Origin of the sequence: Pseudomonas fluorescens, from assembly GCF_000802965.1 — a bacterium.
GTDB lineage: Bacteria > Pseudomonadota > Gammaproteobacteria > Pseudomonadales > Pseudomonadaceae > Aquipseudomonas > Aquipseudomonas fluorescens_A.
On record NZ_JSAK01000008.1, the window covers coordinates 96,083 to 111,471 of the forward strand.

Annotated in this window: 13 protein-coding genes; 5 read left to right on the forward strand and 8 right to left on the reverse strand. The window is 60.6% G+C overall.

Annotated features, from left to right (window positions below; all coding sequences use genetic code 11):
- Positions 1 to 93 precede the first annotated feature (93 nt).
- The 8 genes from NL64_RS06965 to bioB form a co-directional block, all read right to left on the reverse strand.
- Positions 94 to 2,208 carry a cytochrome-c peroxidase gene (locus NL64_RS06965; RefSeq protein ID WP_034147413.1) on the reverse strand — a complete coding sequence of 705 codons (2,115 nt, stop codon included), beginning with the start codon at positions 2,206 to 2,208 and terminating at the stop codon, positions 94 to 96.
- A gap of 269 nt (positions 2,209 to 2,477) precedes the next feature.
- A complete protein-coding gene (locus tag NL64_RS06970) occupies positions 2,478 to 4,283 on the reverse strand; it encodes a phenylacyl-CoA dehydrogenase (protein WP_034147414.1) in 1,806 nt (601 codons plus the stop codon).
- Positions 4,284 to 4,561: 278 nt separating this feature from the next.
- Positions 4,562 to 4,858 (reverse strand): hypothetical protein, encoded by a 297-nt coding sequence (locus tag NL64_RS06975; protein ID WP_034147415.1) that lies wholly within the window; start codon positions 4,856 to 4,858, stop codon positions 4,562 to 4,564.
- A 107-nt stretch (positions 4,859 to 4,965) separates the two neighbouring features.
- On the reverse strand, positions 4,966 to 5,646 hold the full coding sequence (gene bioD / locus NL64_RS06980) for a dethiobiotin synthase (RefSeq protein ID WP_034147416.1): 681 nt from the start codon (positions 5,644 to 5,646) through the stop codon (positions 4,966 to 4,968).
- A complete protein-coding gene (bioC, locus tag NL64_RS06985; protein ID WP_034147417.1) occupies positions 5,643 to 6,455 on the reverse strand; it encodes a malonyl-ACP O-methyltransferase BioC in 813 nt (270 codons plus the stop codon). Before bioC ends, bioD begins: the two co-directional genes overlap by 4 nt.
- Positions 6,448 to 7,179 (reverse strand): alpha/beta fold hydrolase, encoded by a 732-nt coding sequence (locus NL64_RS06990; RefSeq protein WP_034147418.1) that lies wholly within the window; start codon positions 7,177 to 7,179, stop codon positions 6,448 to 6,450. Before NL64_RS06990 ends, bioC begins: the two co-directional genes overlap by 8 nt.
- Complete coding sequence (gene bioF / locus NL64_RS06995; protein WP_034147419.1) at positions 7,172 to 8,350, reverse strand: 8-amino-7-oxononanoate synthase; 1,179 nt, start codon at positions 8,348 to 8,350, stop codon at positions 7,172 to 7,174. Before bioF ends, NL64_RS06990 begins: the two co-directional genes overlap by 8 nt.
- 120 nt (positions 8,351 to 8,470) lie before the next feature.
- Positions 8,471 to 9,526, reverse strand: a complete 1,056-nt coding sequence (bioB, locus tag NL64_RS07000; protein WP_034147420.1) for a biotin synthase BioB — start codon at positions 9,524 to 9,526, stop codon at positions 8,471 to 8,473.
- A 90-nt stretch (positions 9,527 to 9,616) separates the two neighbouring features.
- On the opposite strand from bioB, the gene NL64_RS07005 reads away from it, so the two are divergent.
- From NL64_RS07005 to rarD, 5 genes are all read left to right on the forward strand, one after another.
- Positions 9,617 to 10,357, forward strand: coding sequence for a ComF family protein (locus NL64_RS07005; protein WP_034147421.1), 741 nt, complete (start codon positions 9,617 to 9,619; stop codon positions 10,355 to 10,357).
- Between the two features lie 62 nt (positions 10,358 to 10,419).
- A complete protein-coding gene (locus tag NL64_RS07010; protein WP_034147422.1) occupies positions 10,420 to 11,184 on the forward strand; it encodes a TOBE domain-containing protein in 765 nt (254 codons plus the stop codon).
- 67 nt (positions 11,185 to 11,251) lie between these two features.
- Positions 11,252 to 13,153 (forward strand): PhoX family protein, encoded by a 1,902-nt coding sequence (locus NL64_RS07015; protein ID WP_034147423.1) that lies wholly within the window; start codon positions 11,252 to 11,254, stop codon positions 13,151 to 13,153.
- 207 nt (positions 13,154 to 13,360) lie between these two features.
- Complete coding sequence (locus NL64_RS07020) at positions 13,361 to 14,335, forward strand: serine/threonine protein kinase (RefSeq protein WP_034147424.1); 975 nt, start codon at positions 13,361 to 13,363, stop codon at positions 14,333 to 14,335.
- A 161-nt stretch (positions 14,336 to 14,496) separates the two neighbouring features.
- Positions 14,497 to 15,384 carry an EamA family transporter RarD gene (gene rarD / locus NL64_RS07025; protein WP_034147425.1) on the forward strand — a complete coding sequence of 296 codons (888 nt, stop codon included), beginning with the start codon at positions 14,497 to 14,499 and terminating at the stop codon, positions 15,382 to 15,384.
- Positions 15,385 to 15,389 lie beyond the last annotated feature (5 nt).

A 15,389-nucleotide genomic window follows, 5' to 3' on the forward strand; every position in this document is an offset into this window, starting at 1 on the left:
AACGCCTGATTTGCTGAGCGTTTTGCTGAGGTATTTTTTAAAACGGCGTCGCTGGCGTATTCAGGGTCGCCAGCGACGCGAGGGGATAGCTCGTTAGAGATCATTGTTGAACGGCTGCAACGCACCCTCTTCCGGCCTGCGCCCTTCGGCACCGATCGGCTTGAGCTGGAAAGTAGCGTCCAGTGCCTGCCGGGTGGTGATCTTTGGACTGACCGGTTTTTGTGTAACGGCGTTTTCATCACCCACATGACCCTGGGCAAGCACCAGCGATGGATGATCGAACGGCGCCCGTTCCCAGGCGACTCGCGGGTCGGTCAAGCCAACCTCCATGAATTTGACCAGGGCATCCACTTCATCGGCGGTCAGGTTCAGACTGGTCATGTCCGGATCGAGATTCGAGCCGTTGTGCTGATTGGCCGACGGATGTTCGAAGCCACTGGTGTTGCTTGCATCCTCACCGCGCCGGTCGCCGCCACGGTTGTAGAACTCCATGACCTGTTTCAGCGTCGAGCGGCTGCCATTGTGGAAATACGGCCCGGTCAGCGCGATGTTGCGCAGCGTCGGTGTTTTGAAGGCGCCGTCGACCGCGTCGCGAAAACCGACATTGGGCAGAAGTGTCGCATCGCAGGGAGTCGCGGCACTCAAGGCTGCTTCGAAGGTGCAGACATCGACATCCAGCGGGTCAGGAATTCTCCCACCTTGCAGCAAGGTGTTGTACTGACGGGTAAAGGACAACGGATTGCCCCAGGCATCCGCGCCACCGAGCGCCAGGTCTTCCGAGGTCGGGCGCACGCCGGTGTTGTAGAAGCCGTTGTCGTAGAGCGTGGTCAGGTTGTCCGCCATGACCATGCGCTCGATGCGCTCGCGGGGATGGAACTGCAAACGGCTGGCAGCGTTGGTCAGCTCCGCACCGCCGTGGCAATTGACGCACTTGCCCTTGCCCAGGAACAGATTCATGCCTTGGACTTGCTGCTCGTTCATGGCCGTATGGTCGCCCTGCAAATAAGCATCAAGCGGTGCCTGATCGGAAACCAGCGTAGCTTCGTACATCTGGATCGCCAGCCCGAAGAACAGCGGGAAGTTGGCTTCGATCTGGGCGTACGGCGCACCGCCCACCAGGACTTGCTGCGTGGCGTTCCATAGCCGTGGCTGGAAGGCGTTTTTGATCAGCTCTCGATAAGTGGGCCTGCGCGCTCCAGAAACCGGGCCGAGCACCGAATCGGTGGAGGAAATCCGCTGCTGCTTGAGCATCAGTGTGTCGAGCATGCGCCGGCCAATGTCGGCAAAGGTACGACCGCCGCAGGACATTTCCACAGCGCTGCCGGGAGGTCCCACCGCTTGGGAAGCGGCCGAGGCATCGTTGAGCGCCAGCCGCACTTTGAGCGCTATGCCACTGTTGTCCTTGGTCACATAGATTCCGGCATCGGGATCGCGGTTGCCGAATGGCGAGAAGCCGTTGAACACGTTATTGGCCCGGCCATCCCAGAAGTTGCGCACGTTGAACGCGGCGTTGATTACCGACGGTGCGTTACGTCCGGTGCTGCGGCGAACATTAATGCCGCCGACCTGGAAAATACCGTCCGGTTGCTGCGTGCATTTGTCGAATCGCGCTTGGTTCGGCTTGACGAAATTGGCGTCGAACACGCCTTGGGAGCCGATCACATCGTCGGTCGAGTAGAGAATCAGCGAATTGCGATCCAGCGGATTAGCGAGCACATGGGTTGGAAAGTCGGTTTTCTTGAGCAAGTAGTTCGGGCCGCCCTTGCCTCCGGACTTGGTCGTATACGACGGCACGTCGCCGGGAATGTCGGAGGCCACGAACGGCTTGTTGAAGATCGACGCGACGTTGGCATTGGTGTGCGCCTGACCGGGGTTGATCTGGTTGGTGGTTCGGTGATCGACCCCGGCGTGGTAATGACAAGACGCGCAAGCGGTGGTGCTGTCGCTGCCGACCTCCATGTCCCAGAACAACGCTTTGCCCAGGAGAATCGCCGCCGAGCGATTGAGCACGTAGTCGGTCATCAGGTCGACTTTGCGTCCGCCTTCGGTGCCCGACGGGTCAGGCGGGGTCATGCCGCGTAACGATTGGAGGCTGGGCACTTCGGGGATGGGCGGGTCCACTTCTGCAGGCGTCGCAGCCATTGCATCGACCGCCAAAAAAGAGAGGGATAACCAGGCGGTAAAACGAACAAGTCGACAGATGTTCATGTGCTTCACCCTGACTGTTGTTGTTATAAGTTCGCCGGGCGAGAGGCGTCGTTGAACAGGACAGGATGTCTCGTGAGCGCCGGTTAACCAGCGTGGTGCAATTAATTTGCCACTCCCCACTGAAACATTTTGCATCAATAAATACGAAGATCAGCAGAGGATCTACACCGTTTCTGCTGGGGAATGGGGGCCCATAGTTGGGGCCAAACACAAAAAAAAACCGCCACTCCCAAAGGAGCAGCGGTTTTTTATAGAGGCTTCGTTATGGCTTAGTAGCCCAGGTCGAAGTTCTCTTCTTTCATGTCCATCAGGTTGTTGGCGCCCGACAACATGGTTGCAACGTGAGTGCGGGTACGCGGCAGGATGCGCTGGAAGTAGAAGCGCGCAGTCTGCAGTTTGGCGGTGTAGAACGCCTCTTCGGAAGTGCCGGCAGCCAGTTTCTCGGCAGCCAGACGCGCCATGTCAGCCCAGAAGTAGGCCAGGCAGGCGTAACCGGAGTACATCAGGTAGTCCACGGAGGCCGCGCCGACTTCTTCGCGATCTTTCATGGCAGCCATACCGACCTTCATGGTCAGCTCGCCCCATTCCTTGTTCAGTGCAGCCAACGGAGCGACGAACTCTTGAACCGCTTCGTTGCCTTCGTTGGTCTGGCAGAACTTGTGGACGATCTTGGTGAAGCCTTTCAGAGCCTCGCCTTGAGTCATCAGCACTTTACGGCCCAGCAGGTCGAGTGCCTGGATGCCGGTGGTGCCTTCGTACAGCATGGAAATGCGGCTGTCGCGAACGTTCTGTTCCATGCCCCACTCGGCGATGAAGCCGTGGCCGCCGTAGATTTGCACGCCGTGGTTAGCCGATTCGAAACCGACTTCGGTCATGAAGGCTTTGGCGATTGGAGTCATGAAGGCCAGCAGAGCGTCGGCTTTCTTCTTCTCTTCTTCATCTACGCCGTACTTGACGATGTCGACTTGCTTGGCGGTGAAGTAAACCATCGCACGGTTGCCTTCGGCGAATGCCTTCATGGTCAACAGCATGCGACGTACATCCGGGTGCACGATGATCGGGTCAGCGGCTTTTTCCGGCGCTTTCGGGCCAGTCAGCGAACGCATTTGCAGACGATCGCGAGCGTATTTCAGGCCGCCCTGGAAACCGATTTCGGCGTGGGCCAGACCTTGCAAAGCGGTACCCAGACGTGCGGTGTTCATGAAGGTGAACATGCAGTTCAGGCCTTTATTCGCCGGGCCGATCAGGAAACCGGTGGCCGCGTCGAAGTTCATCACGCAAGTGGCGTTGCCGTGGATGCCCATCTTGTGTTCGAGGGAACCGCAGGACACCGCGTTACGCTCACCGATCGAACCGTCTGCGTTCGGCAGGAACTTCGGCACGATGAACAGCGAGATGCCTTTGGTGCCAGCCGGTGCATCCGGCAGGCGGGCCAGCACGATGTGGACGATGTTGTCGGCCATGTCGTGTTCACCGGCCGAGATGAAGATCTTGGTGCCGGAAACTTTGTAGGAACCGTCGGCCTGAGGTTCGGCCTTGGTGCGCAGCATGCCCAGGTCGGTGCCGCAGTGCGGTTCGGTCAGGCACATGGTGCCGGTCCATTCGCCGGAAACCAGTTTGGTCAGGTAGGCGTGTTGCTGCTCCGGCGTGCCGTGCTCGGAGATGGTGTTCATCGCGCCGTGCGACAGGCCTGGGTACATGCCCCACGACCAGTTGGACTCACCAACCATTTCGCTCACAGCCAGACCCAAGGACTCCGGCAGGCCTTGGCCGCCGTGCTCTACGTCGTGGGCCAGGCTCGGCCAGCCGCCTTCAACGAATTGCTTGTAGGCTTCTTTGAAGCCAGTCGGGGTCTTAACGCCGGACTCGCTCCAGGTGCAGCCTTCGGTGTCACCCACGCGGTTCAGCGGAGCCAGCACCTGCTCACAAAACTTGGCGCCTTCTTCGAGAATGGCGTCAACCATGTCCGGAGTTGCGTCTGCGCAAGCCGGAAGGCTCTGATAGTGCGCTTCGTAGCCGAGCAGTTCGTCACGAACGAAGCGAATATCACGCAAGGGGGCCTTGTAGTCAGGCATAGCGATAAACCTCTGCTGATGTAACCGGGAATGAACGACCGCATTGATTTGTTGTTGCGATCAAACAGTTGTTTGAAACATACGTTTACGCCTAAATCTTGTCAAGCGCCGATCTTTTGCCGCTCGTCATCGCACCAGCAATTGCGACGCGCACAGAGGCGTAACGCCGTTGATTGCGCAACACGTTAAGAGTAGGAAAGATTCGTGACGGAAGAAGGACTTACGCAGAAAAACGCCGCGAACAATCGCGGCGTCAGTGGTGCGGATTCAGCGAATGATCAAGCGAAGGTATCGATCAGCGTACCGAGCACTTCATCGGAAGCCTTGGCGACTTTGACGCCCAGTTCGACTTGAAATTTGCCCTGGGACATTTCGATAACGTTACTGGCCACGTCCGATTGCTGGCTACGATCCACGGAACGCAGACGATCGACCTGAACCTCGGAGGACTGACTGGTGACCGAACGCTCGATCGTATTGTTGGCGATCTGGCCGGCAGCTTGATCGACCCGGTTCTGCCCTGTCTGAATAGTGCTCAGACCGGCATAAAAAGCGGTGTTTCCTGAGATTTCCATGGGAGAACTCGTCCTTGCAAAGGATCAACAGCGATCATTGAAGCAGACGCACGCGCAAAACACCCGACAAAAACACTAATGGCACAGTGCCTTGTCATAGGCAAAGCCTAGTCCAGCAAATCCAGTTGCAGGTGCTCCGCCACCGCCTCGGCCGTCACCACCTTGAGTTTCGGCACGCGCCCAAGGCAGGGTGCCGGGATTCGCTCGGCGAGGGTCGCGAGGTTTTCTTCCAGTCGCGAAGTTTTCGGATCGATGATGTTGGCCACCCACCCCGCCAGTTGCAAACCGTCCCGGGCAATCGCCTCAGCCGTCAGTAACGCATGGCTGATGCATCCCAGACGTACACCGACCACCAGAATCACCGGCAAATCCAGGGCCATCGCCAGGTCTGACAGATTGTCCTGGTCCGCCAATGGCACGCGCCAGCCACCGGCGCCTTCGATCAAGGTGAAATCGGCCTGCATGTCGAGGATCTGCCGCATCGGCGTCAACAACGACTGCACCGTCAACGCCACTCCGGCCTCACGCGCCGCCAAGTGCGGAGCAATGGCCGGCTCGAACGCCACCGGATTGACCTGAGCATAAGTCAGCGGCAGCGAGCATTCCGCCAACAACGCCAGCGCATCGGCATTGCGCAACCCCTTGGGTGTGACGTCGCAACCGGAGGCGACCGGTTTACCCGCCGCCGTACTCAGACCCGCCGAACGCGCGGCGTACAGCAGGCCGGCGGCCACCGTGGTTTTGCCGACATCAGTGTCAGTGCCGGTGATGAAATAGGCTGCGCTCATAAGGGTTTCTCCATAACGGCGTACACCACTTGATAAGTCGCCGGCAGACCTTGGGCCTGACGAAACTGCTCATAGGCCTCAATCAATCCCAGAATCCGCGCCCGTCCGGTCAAGCCGCCCGGCCGCCCGGGATTGAGATTGTGCGCACCCAAGGCCTTTAATTCATGGGTCAAACTGCGCACGTCCGGGTAATGCAGCACGTGGGGACGGGTTTCCAGACTCAGCGCCTGCAACCCACTGTCCGCACACAACTGTTGATAAACGCCGAACTCACGGAAGCGGTTGACGTGGACCATGCCATCCACCTGACGCCAACTGTCACGCAGTTCAATCAACGTGCCCACACACAGACTAGCAAATGCGAAAATCCCGCCCGGTTTCAGCACCCGATGGGCCTCGCTGAGCACCGAGGCGAAGTCCGCGCACCACTGCACCGCCAGGCTGGAAAATATCAGGTCGCAGGTCGAATCGCGCAGCGGCAGACGCTCGGCATCGCCAGCGATAAAGTGCGTGGCGCCGCCCAATGGCCGCGCGTGATTGAGCATGCCTTCGGCGATATCAAGTGCAACGCCGTGACCATCGGCAAACCGCTCGCCCAGCGCACGGCTGAAATGCCCAGTGCCACAGCCAAGGTCCAGCCAACGTGTCGGCGCAAAATCACTGGGCAAACGGCTCAACAATTGGCTTCCAACATCACGCTGCAGCTCAGCCACGCTGTCGTAGCTTGCCGCCGCGCGGGAGAAGGATGCCGCGACCTGGCGCTTGTCGGGCAAACCGCCGGGCACGTTGGGGAGGGATAAATCAGTCATTACCGGACTCATGCAAAAAGGCCTGGATCGCCCCCGCCACACCGTGGGGGTCTTCCAGGAGAAACGCGTGACTGGCCTGTTCAATCAGACCGATTTCGATATCCGGCAGCAACGCCAGCAAGTCACCCGCTGCTTCGGCCGGCACTAGCCCATCGAGGCCGGCGAACAGATGCAGTTGCGGACCGCGAAACGCCTGCAACGCTTGCCGGGTATCCAGTTGAGCGAGCAACTCCAAACCATTCATCAGCACCAGCGCGGTGGTATGCGGCGCGCCGCCCAGCAGCAAGCGCGACAACCCGCGCGGGTCTTCGGCACCCTGCGCGCAGAGCAGCGAAAAGCGTTTCAGCGTCGTGCGCGGGTCATCTGCGCAACCTGCCAGAAACGCATCGAAAGTCTCGCCGGACATCGCGCTCGGCCACTGCTCATGAGCGACAAAGGAAGGGTTGCTGGCCAAGGTGAACAAACCACAGCAACGGTCACCACGACGTGCTGCCAACTCGGACGCGAGCATGCCGCCCAGGGACCAGCCGCCGAGCCAGGCATCCTGCGGCACCGTCGCATCGAGTTCGTCGAGCCATTCTTCCAGATCGCTCGACTCCAGCTCAGGCAACGGCTCGATTTCCACCCGCAGGTGTTCATCCAGCCCCTGCAACGCTGCCGCCAATGGCTCCAGCGGTGAAATTCCGAGCCCCCAGCCGGGCAGCAGAATCAGTCGATCACGCATGGCTCGGCTCCGCTCCAAGTTGTTGAAAACAATCGGCCAATCCTTCTAACAATAGCTGCACCTGCGCTTCGCTGTGGGCGGCCGTCAGGGTCACGCGCAGTCGGGCGCTGCCGGCGGGCACGGTCGGCGGGCGGATTGCGGTCACCATCAGCCCGCGTTCGCGCAGCATCTGCGACAAACGCACCGCGCGCCCGGCGTCGCCGATCATGATCGGCTGGATCGGCGTGAAGCTGTCCATCAGCTCCAGGCCGATCTGCTCGGCGCCCTGACGGAATTGGCGGATCAGCGTTTTCAGGTGCTCGCGACGCCAATGCTCGCTGCGCAGCAGCTCCAGGCTTTTCAGCGTGGCGCAGGCCAGCGCCGGAGGCTGGCTGGTGGTGTAGATGTAGGGGCGGGCGAACTGGATCAGACTTTCGATCAGCTCTTCGCTGCCGGCAACGAAGGCACCTGCCGTTCCAAACGCTTTGCCGAGGGTGCCGACCAGCACCGGCACGTCGGCCTGGCTCAAGCCGAAATGCTCGACGATCCCGCCGCCATGCGCACCCAGCGGACCGAAACCGTGGGCATCATCGACCATCAGCCACGCGCCCTTGGCCTTGGCTTCCCGGGCCAGCGCCGGCAAGTCAGCGATATCGCCGTCCATGCTGAACACACCGTCGGTGACCACCAGCGTATTGCCGGTGGCTTTCTCGAGTCGCTTGGCCAGGCTCGTCGCGTCGTTGTGCAGATAGCGATTGAAGCGCGCGCCGGACAACAGCCCGGCATCGAGCAACGAGGCGTGGTTGAGCCGGTCTTCCAGCACCGTATCGCCCTGCCCCACCAACGCGGTAACTGCGCCGAGGTTGGCCATGTAACCAGTAGTAAACAACAAGGCGCGCGGGCGACCGGTCAGGTCGGCCAACGCCTCTTCCAGTGCGTGATGCGGGCCGCTATGACCGATGACCAGATGCGACGCCCCGCCACCAACGCCCCACTTCAACGCGCCAGCGCGCCAGGCTTCAATCACTTGCGGATGATTGGCCAGGCCCAGGTAATCGTTGTTGCAGAACGCCAGCAGCGGCTGGCCATCGACCACCACTTCCGGGCCTTGTGGGCTTTCGAGCAGTGGACGCTGGCGGTAGAGGTTTTCGGCACGACGGGCAGCAAGGCGTGCGGCGAGATCGAAAGACATGCAGGCCTCGAAAGTCAGATCGCAGGAGTCGGCTTGCGGGCGATGGCATCGTCTCGGTTTGCCTGAATGACCGAGGTGATGCCATCGACAGCAAGCCGGCTCCTACAGGTTCAGCATTGATTAAACGGCGGCGTTGTAGAACTGCTCGCTGCTCTTCTGCTCCACCAGCGCCTGTTCGATCGCGGCCTGGTGCACTTCGTCGGCGTGCTCTTCGCGGGCTTCCGGCAGGATGCCCAGGCGCGAGAACAGTTGCATGTCCTTGTCGGCCTGCGGGTTTGCAGTGGTCAGCAGTTTGTCGCCGTAGAAAATCGAGTTGGCGCCAGCGAAGAAGGCCAGGGCCTGCATCTGCTCGTTCATCGCTTCGCGGCCGGCGGACAGGCGCACGTGGGATTTCGGCATCAGGATCCGCGCAACGGCGAGCATGCGGATGAAGTCGAACGGGTCGACGTCTTCAGCGTTTTCCAGCGGCGTACCGGCGACTTTCACCAGCATGTTGATCGGCACCGACTCCGGATGCTCGGGCAGGTTGGAGAGCTGGATCAGCAGGTTGGCGCGGTCATCGAGGGACTCGCCCATGCCGAGAATGCCGCCGGAGCAGATCTTCATCCCCGAATCACGCACGTAGGCCAGGGTTTGCAGGCGCTCGCTGTAGGTGCGGGTGGTGATGATGCTGCCGTAGAACTCGGGCGAGGTATCGAGGTTGTGGTTGTAGTAGTCCAGGCCAGCCTTGGCCAGCGCTTCGGTCTGGTCCTGATCAAGACGACCGAGGGTCATGCAGGTTTCCAGGCCAAGGGCCTTCACGCCTTCGACCATCTTCAGCACGTACGGCATGTCTTTGGCCGACGGGTGCTTCCACGCCGCGCCCATGCAGAAACGGGTCGAACCGATGGCCTTGGCGCGTGCGGCCTCTTCGAGGACCTTCTGCACTTCCATCAGCTTTTCTTTTTCCAGGCCGGTGTTGTAGTGACCGGACTGCGGACAATATTTGCAATCTTCCGGGCAGGCGCCGGTTTTGATCGACAGCAGGGTCGATACCTGGACGCGGTTGGCGTCGAAATGCGCGCGGTGCACCGTCTGAGCCTGGAACAACAGGTCGTTGAATGGCTGAACGAAGAGTGCTTTGACTTCGGCCAAAGACCAGTCATGACGCAGGGTTGCAGAGGTGCTGGCGCTCATGGGCGTTTCCTTTGTTTTATGCTTGGCTGGCGCTGGGGACGGAATACCCACAGTCGCGACACGGATGTTTGGCATATTTAAGGAAGAGTGATGCGCTGTCAACCACGATACAAAGGTCCGGTTTACATCTGGTTAAAAAACGAACAGACATGTTTGCTATGCAATGAACCCGCCGATGGAAACACACCCATTTGCCTGGCCTGCGAAACCGAACTGCCCTGGCTCGGCGATCACTGCCAGACTTGCGCCCTGCCCTTGCCCGCCGCCGGCCTGACGTGCGGCCAATGCCTGAAGCAACCACCGTCCTTCGAGCGGGTCGTTGCACCCTGGATATACGGCTTCCCGGTCGACAGCCTGATTACTCGCTTCAAACACAACGCTAAATGGCCGTTTGGCCACCTGCTCGGCGAACTTCTCGCTCAATCCCTGCAACATCGCTTCGACGATGAGCTGCCACGACCTGATGCCCTGGTCCCGGTGCCGCTGGCCACCCGACGCTTGCGCAAACGAGGGTTCAATCAGGCAGCGATGTTGGCGCGCTGGCACAGTGAACGACTGCATATTCCTTGCGACGAACGATTGCTGTTGAGGACGCAAGACACCGACGCACAACAGGATCTCAATGCCGAAGCTCGCAGAAAAAACCTGCGCAACGCCTTCGCCCTCATGCCCGAAGCCGCTGTCGCGGGTCGACACCTCGCGCTGGTGGACGACGTGCTCACGACCGGCGCCACGGCCCAAGCGCTCGCACGCCGGTTGGTCGACGCGGGGGCGTCGCGGGTCGATGTCTATTGCCTGGCTCGCACACCCAAACCCGGCGAGTCCTCCTGACTTGACTCCCGGCCCCCGAGCCGCCAACGTCCTCACCGTCGTCACAGCCAAAGCGCCTTGCCATGTCCTTGCCCACGTTGTTGTCCCAGCACATTGTCCGCCGCCCGCAACGCATCGCCCTGCTGCAACACATCGCGGAACAGGGCTCGATCACCCGCGCCGCGAAAAGCGCGGGTCTGAGTTACAAAGCGGCGTGGGACGCCATCGACGAGCTGAACAACCTCGCGCAAAAACCGCTGGTGGAGCGCGTGGTCGGCGGCAAGGGCGGGGGCGGTGCCAAGTTGTCCACCGAAGGCGAACGCGTGTTGCGCCTGTATCAAAAGCTGCAAGCGTTGCAGGCTCAGGTGCTGGAGGCCGCCGAAGAGGCCAGCGACCTCGACCTGCTGGGCCGCTTGATGCTGCGCACCAGCGCGCGTAATCAATTGCACGGCAAAGTCGCCGCCATCGAAACCCAGGGCCACAACGACCGGATTCGTCTGGAACTGGCCGAAGGCTTGAGCATCGATGCGCAAATCACTCACGACAGCACCCTGCGCCTGGACCTGCAACCGGGGACGGAAGTCGTGGCCCTGATCAAGGCAGGCTGGCTCGACGTGCTCGGTTCCGAGGATGACGCAACGCCCGGACACAATTGCCTGACCGGGATCATCGAAGAAATTCTCGACGCCGAAGACGGCCCCAGCGAAGTACGCATCGGCCTGCCCAACCGCCAGACACTCTGCGCGCTGGCCGAGCCCGGGCACCTGCGGTCCCGCAAGCTGAATCCCGGTCAACCGGTGCGCGCGCAGTTCTCACCGTCCAACGTGTTACTTGGCACACCGCTGTAAACGCAACTGCAACAAAACCTTCATCACTGATCATTAAGGTGACTGCAAAAATCGCAGGGAGCCTGATGTGAGCCTATTAGAAGAAAACCAATCCACCGACCTCGAACAAATGATCGGCCTCAGCCGTCGTGGTTTTATCAGCGCCGGCGCCCTGTGCGGCGCCGCGATGTTTCTCGGCGGCAACCTGCTGAGTCGCAGCGTGCTGGCCGCCAGTGTCAGCGCCGGCACCAGCCGGTTATTGGGTTTCGACAGCATCCCCGCCGCCACCAGCGACAGCATCAGCCTGCCGCCGGGTTACAAGTCTTCGGTATTGATCAGCTGGGGCCAGCCACTGCACAAAAATGGCCCGGCGTTCGACCCGAGTGGCAACGGCAGCGCAGAGCATCAGGAACTCCAGTTCGGCGACAACAACGATGGCATGAGCCTGTTCGCCTTCCCCGGCGACAACAACCGCGCGTTGATGGCGATCAACAACGAATACACCAATTACCGCTACCTCTACCCGCACGGCGGCATGCCGCAATCGGCCGAAGACGTGCACAAGGCTTTGGCCTGCGAAGGTGTGTCGGTGATCGAAGTGCACCGCACGAATGGCCAGTGGCAATTCGTCCAGGGTTCTTCCTATAACCGACGCATCCACGGCAACTCGCCGATCAGCGTCAGCGGTCCGGCGGCCGGTCACGACTTGTTGAAAACCAGCGCCGATCCGCACGGCAAAACTGTCCTCGGCACGTTCCAGAACTGCGCCAACGGCAAGACGCCGTGGGGCACCTACCTGACCTGCGAAGAGAACTTCACCGATTGCTTCGGCAGCAGCAACGCCGAACAGAAGTTCGAAGCGCCACAGAAACGCTACGGCGTGGTGGCGACCAGCAAAGAGATCTACTGGCATCAACACGACCCGCGTTTCGACCTGGCGAAGAACCCCAACGAACTCAACCGTCACGGCTGGGTGGTGGAGATCGACCCGTTCGACCCGCAGTCGACTCCGGTCAAACGCACCGCGCTGGGCCGCTTCAAACACGAAAACGCAGCCCTGGCGGAAACCGCTGACGGCCACGCCGTGGTGTACATGGGCGACGACGAGCGCGGCGAGTTCATCTACAAATTCGTCAGCCGCGACAAGATCGACCACAAAAACCCCAAGGCCAACCGCGACCTGCTGGACCACGGCACCTTGTACGTAGCGCGCTTCGATGCGGGCGACGGCAACGCCGATCACCCGAAAGGCCAGGGCGAATGGGTCGAACTGAGCCACGGTAAAAACGGCATCGACGCCAGCAGCGGTTTTGCCGATCAGGCCGAGGTGCTGATTCACGCGCGCCTCGCCGCCAGCGTAGTGAAGGCCACGCGCATGGACCGTCCGGAATGGATCGTCGTCAGCCCCAAGGACGGCCAGGTTTATTGCACGTTGACCAACAACGCCAAACGCGGCGAAGACGGCCAACCGGTGGGCGGGCCGAACCCGCGCGAGAAGAACGTCTACGGACAGATCTTGCGTTGGCGCACCGGCGGTGACGATCACGGTTCGAAAACCTTTGCCTGGGATTTGTTTGTGGTTGCCGGCAACCCGCAAGTGCATGCCGGCACACCGAAGGGCGGATCGTCGAACATCACCCCGCAGAACATGTTCAATAGCCCGGATGGACTGGCGTTCGATGATGCCGGGCGGTTGTGGATTCAAACCGACGGCGATTCGAGCAATGCTGGTGACTTCGCCGGCATGGGCAATAACCAGATGCTGTGCGCCGACCCGGTCAACGGGGAGATTCGTCGGCTCATGGTCGGGCCGATTGGTTGCGAAGTGACGGGGATCAGTTTCTCGCCGGATCAGAAGACCTTGTTTATCGGGATTCAGCATCCGGGGGAGAACGGTGGTTCGACCTTTCCCGAGCATTTACCCAACGGTAAGCCGCGGTCCTCGGTGATTGCGATTAGCCGGGAAGATGGCGGGATCGTCGGCGCCTGATCCGGCCTCATCGCGGGCAAGCCCGCTCCCACAGGGTTCCAGGGTGTGCACACTATCTGTCACACACTGGAGATCACTGTGGGAGCGGGCTTGCCCGCGAAAGCGTCAGCCCAGACACCATACATCTCAAGCCCAGCCACTAAAGGAGCCTCGTCTGCGCTACCATGCCTGGCCGGACGCAGCAGCCTGCTGCGCGCAGGAGTCAGCATGGCCCACCCGTTTGAAACGCTCACCCCAGACCTCGTGCTCGATGCCGTCGAAAGCATCGGATTCCTCAGCGACGCCCGCATTCTGGCGCTCAACAGCTACGAAAACCGCGTTTATCAGGTCGGCATCGAAGACTCCGAGCCGCTGATCGCCAAGTTCTACCGCCCTCAGCGCTGGACCAACGAAGCGATCCTGGAAGAACACCAATTCACCTTCGAACTCACCGAGGTCGAGGTGCCGGTCGTTGCGCCGCTGATCCACAACGGCGAAACCCTGCACGAACATAACGGTTTCCGTTTCACCTTGTTCCCACGTAGAGGCGGGCGCGCGCCGGAGCCGGGCAACCTCGATCAGCTGTATCGCCTGGGGCAATTGCTCGGTCGCCTGCACGCCGTTGGCGCCACCAAGCCCTTCGAACACCGTGAAGCGCTGGCGGTGAAGAATTTTGGTCATGACTCGCTCACGACCTTGCTGGAAGGCAATTTCATCCCCCGCAGCCTGCTGCCGGCCTACGAGTCGGTGGCCCGTGATCTGCTCAAGCGTGTGGAAGATGCCTACAGCAACACGCCGCACCAGAACATCCGCATGCACGGCGACTGCCACCCCGGCAACATGATGTGCCGCGACGAGATGTTCCACATCGTCGACCTCGACGACTGTCGCATGGGACCGGCGGTGCAGGACATCTGGATGATGCTTGCCGGCGACCGTCAGGAATGTCTCGGACAGTTGTCGGAATTGATGGACGGCTATAACGAATTCCACGACTTCGACCCGCGGGAATTGGCGCTCATCGAACCGCTGCGCGCCCTGCGCCTGATGCACTACAGCGCCTGGCTCGCACGGCGCTGGGATGACCCGGCGTTCCCGCGCAGTTTTCCGTGGTTTGGGACGGAGCGTTATTGGGGCGATCAGGTGTTGGCGTTGCGCGAACAACTCGCCGCCCTCAATGAAGAACCCCTGAAACTTTTTTAATCCAGGATCAAAAGATCGCAGCCTTCGGCAGCTCCTACAGGTGTACACCATTTCCCTGTAGGAGCTGCCGAAGGCTGCGATCTTTTGCTTTTCAGAAGCGACACTTCTATACAACCGCCCTACAATCCCCTCTTTGTTAGCTGCCTAAGCAAGGATTCTGCATGCAAGCCGCCAACCCGCGTCGCGGGTACATCCTGGGCCTGAGTGCCTACATCATCTGGGGACTTTTCCCGCTCTACTTCAAAGCCATCGCCAGCGTGCCCGCCGTGGAAATCATCATCCATCGCGTGCTCTGGTCTGCGCTGTTCGGCGCGTTGCTGCTGATGGTCTGGAAACATCCGGGCTGGTGGCGCGAACTGCGGGAGAACCCGAAACGCCTGGCAATCCTGGCCCTGAGCGGCACGCTGATCGCGGCCAACTGGCTGACGTATGTGTGGTCGGTGAACAACGGACGCATGCTGGAAGCCAGTCTCGGTTACTACATCAATCCCCTGGTGAACGTGCTGCTGGGCATGCTGATCCTCGGCGAACGGCTGCGGCGCATGCAGTGGATTGCGGTGGGTCTGGCGGCGGTGGGCGTGGCGCAACAGGTGTGGCAAGTCGGAAGCCTGCCGTGGGTTTCGCTGGTGCTGGCGTTGACCTTCGGTTTCTACGGGCTGATTCGCAAGCAAGCGCCGGTCAAGGCTCTGCCTGGGCTGGTGGTGGAAACCTGGATGCTGGTGCCGATTGCGGTCGCTTGGCTGCTGTTTAATCCGACGGCAGCAAGCGCTCAACCTGAATTCTGGACCACGTCCGAAGCCTGGTGGCTGGTGGCCGCCGGCCCGGTGACGTTGGTGCCGCTGGTGTGTTTCAACGCCGCTGCACGGCATTTGCCCTACACCACATTGGGATTTCTCCAGTACCTGGCGCCTACATTAGTGCTGTTGCAAGCCGTGCTGTTGTTTGGCGAACACTTGTCGTCTAGCACCCTGGTGGCGTTCATCTTTATCTGGGCCGGTCTGGCGGTTTACAGCATCGATGCATGGGTAAGCCTGCGCCGCCGCAACTGATCAAA

What these genes read in the sequence shown, in the direction of transcription:
- NL64_RS06965 (WP_034147413.1), bottom strand. Translation starts at nt 2,208, where the DNA reads ATGAACATCTGTCGACTTGTTCGTTTTACCGCCTGGTTATCCCTCTCT.
- NL64_RS07005 (WP_034147421.1), top strand. Translation starts at nt 9,617, where the DNA reads ATGCGCTGTCAACCACGATACAAAGGTCCGGTTTACATCTGGTTAAAA.
- NL64_RS06975 (WP_034147415.1), bottom strand. Translation starts at nt 4,858, where the DNA reads ATGGAAATCTCAGGAAACACCGCTTTTTATGCCGGTCTGAGCACTATT.
- bioF (WP_034147419.1), bottom strand. Translation starts at nt 8,350, where the DNA reads ATGTCTTTCGATCTCGCCGCACGCCTTGCTGCCCGTCGTGCCGAAAAC.
- NL64_RS06990 (WP_034147418.1), bottom strand. Translation starts at nt 7,179, where the DNA reads ATGCGTGATCGACTGATTCTGCTGCCCGGCTGGGGGCTCGGAATTTCA.
- NL64_RS07020 (WP_034147424.1), top strand. Translation starts at nt 13,361, where the DNA reads ATGGCCCACCCGTTTGAAACGCTCACCCCAGACCTCGTGCTCGATGCC.
- NL64_RS06970 (WP_034147414.1), bottom strand. Translation starts at nt 4,283, where the DNA reads ATGCCTGACTACAAGGCCCCCTTGCGTGATATTCGCTTCGTTCGTGAC.
- bioB (WP_034147420.1), bottom strand. Translation starts at nt 9,526, where the DNA reads ATGAGCGCCAGCACCTCTGCAACCCTGCGTCATGACTGGTCTTTGGCC.
- NL64_RS07010 (WP_034147422.1), top strand. Translation starts at nt 10,420, where the DNA reads ATGTCCTTGCCCACGTTGTTGTCCCAGCACATTGTCCGCCGCCCGCAA.
- bioC (WP_034147417.1), bottom strand. Translation starts at nt 6,455, where the DNA reads ATGACTGATTTATCCCTCCCCAACGTGCCCGGCGGTTTGCCCGACAAG.
- bioD (WP_034147416.1), bottom strand. Translation starts at nt 5,646, where the DNA reads ATGAGCGCAGCCTATTTCATCACCGGCACTGACACTGATGTCGGCAAA.
- rarD (WP_034147425.1), top strand. Translation starts at nt 14,497, where the DNA reads ATGCAAGCCGCCAACCCGCGTCGCGGGTACATCCTGGGCCTGAGTGCC.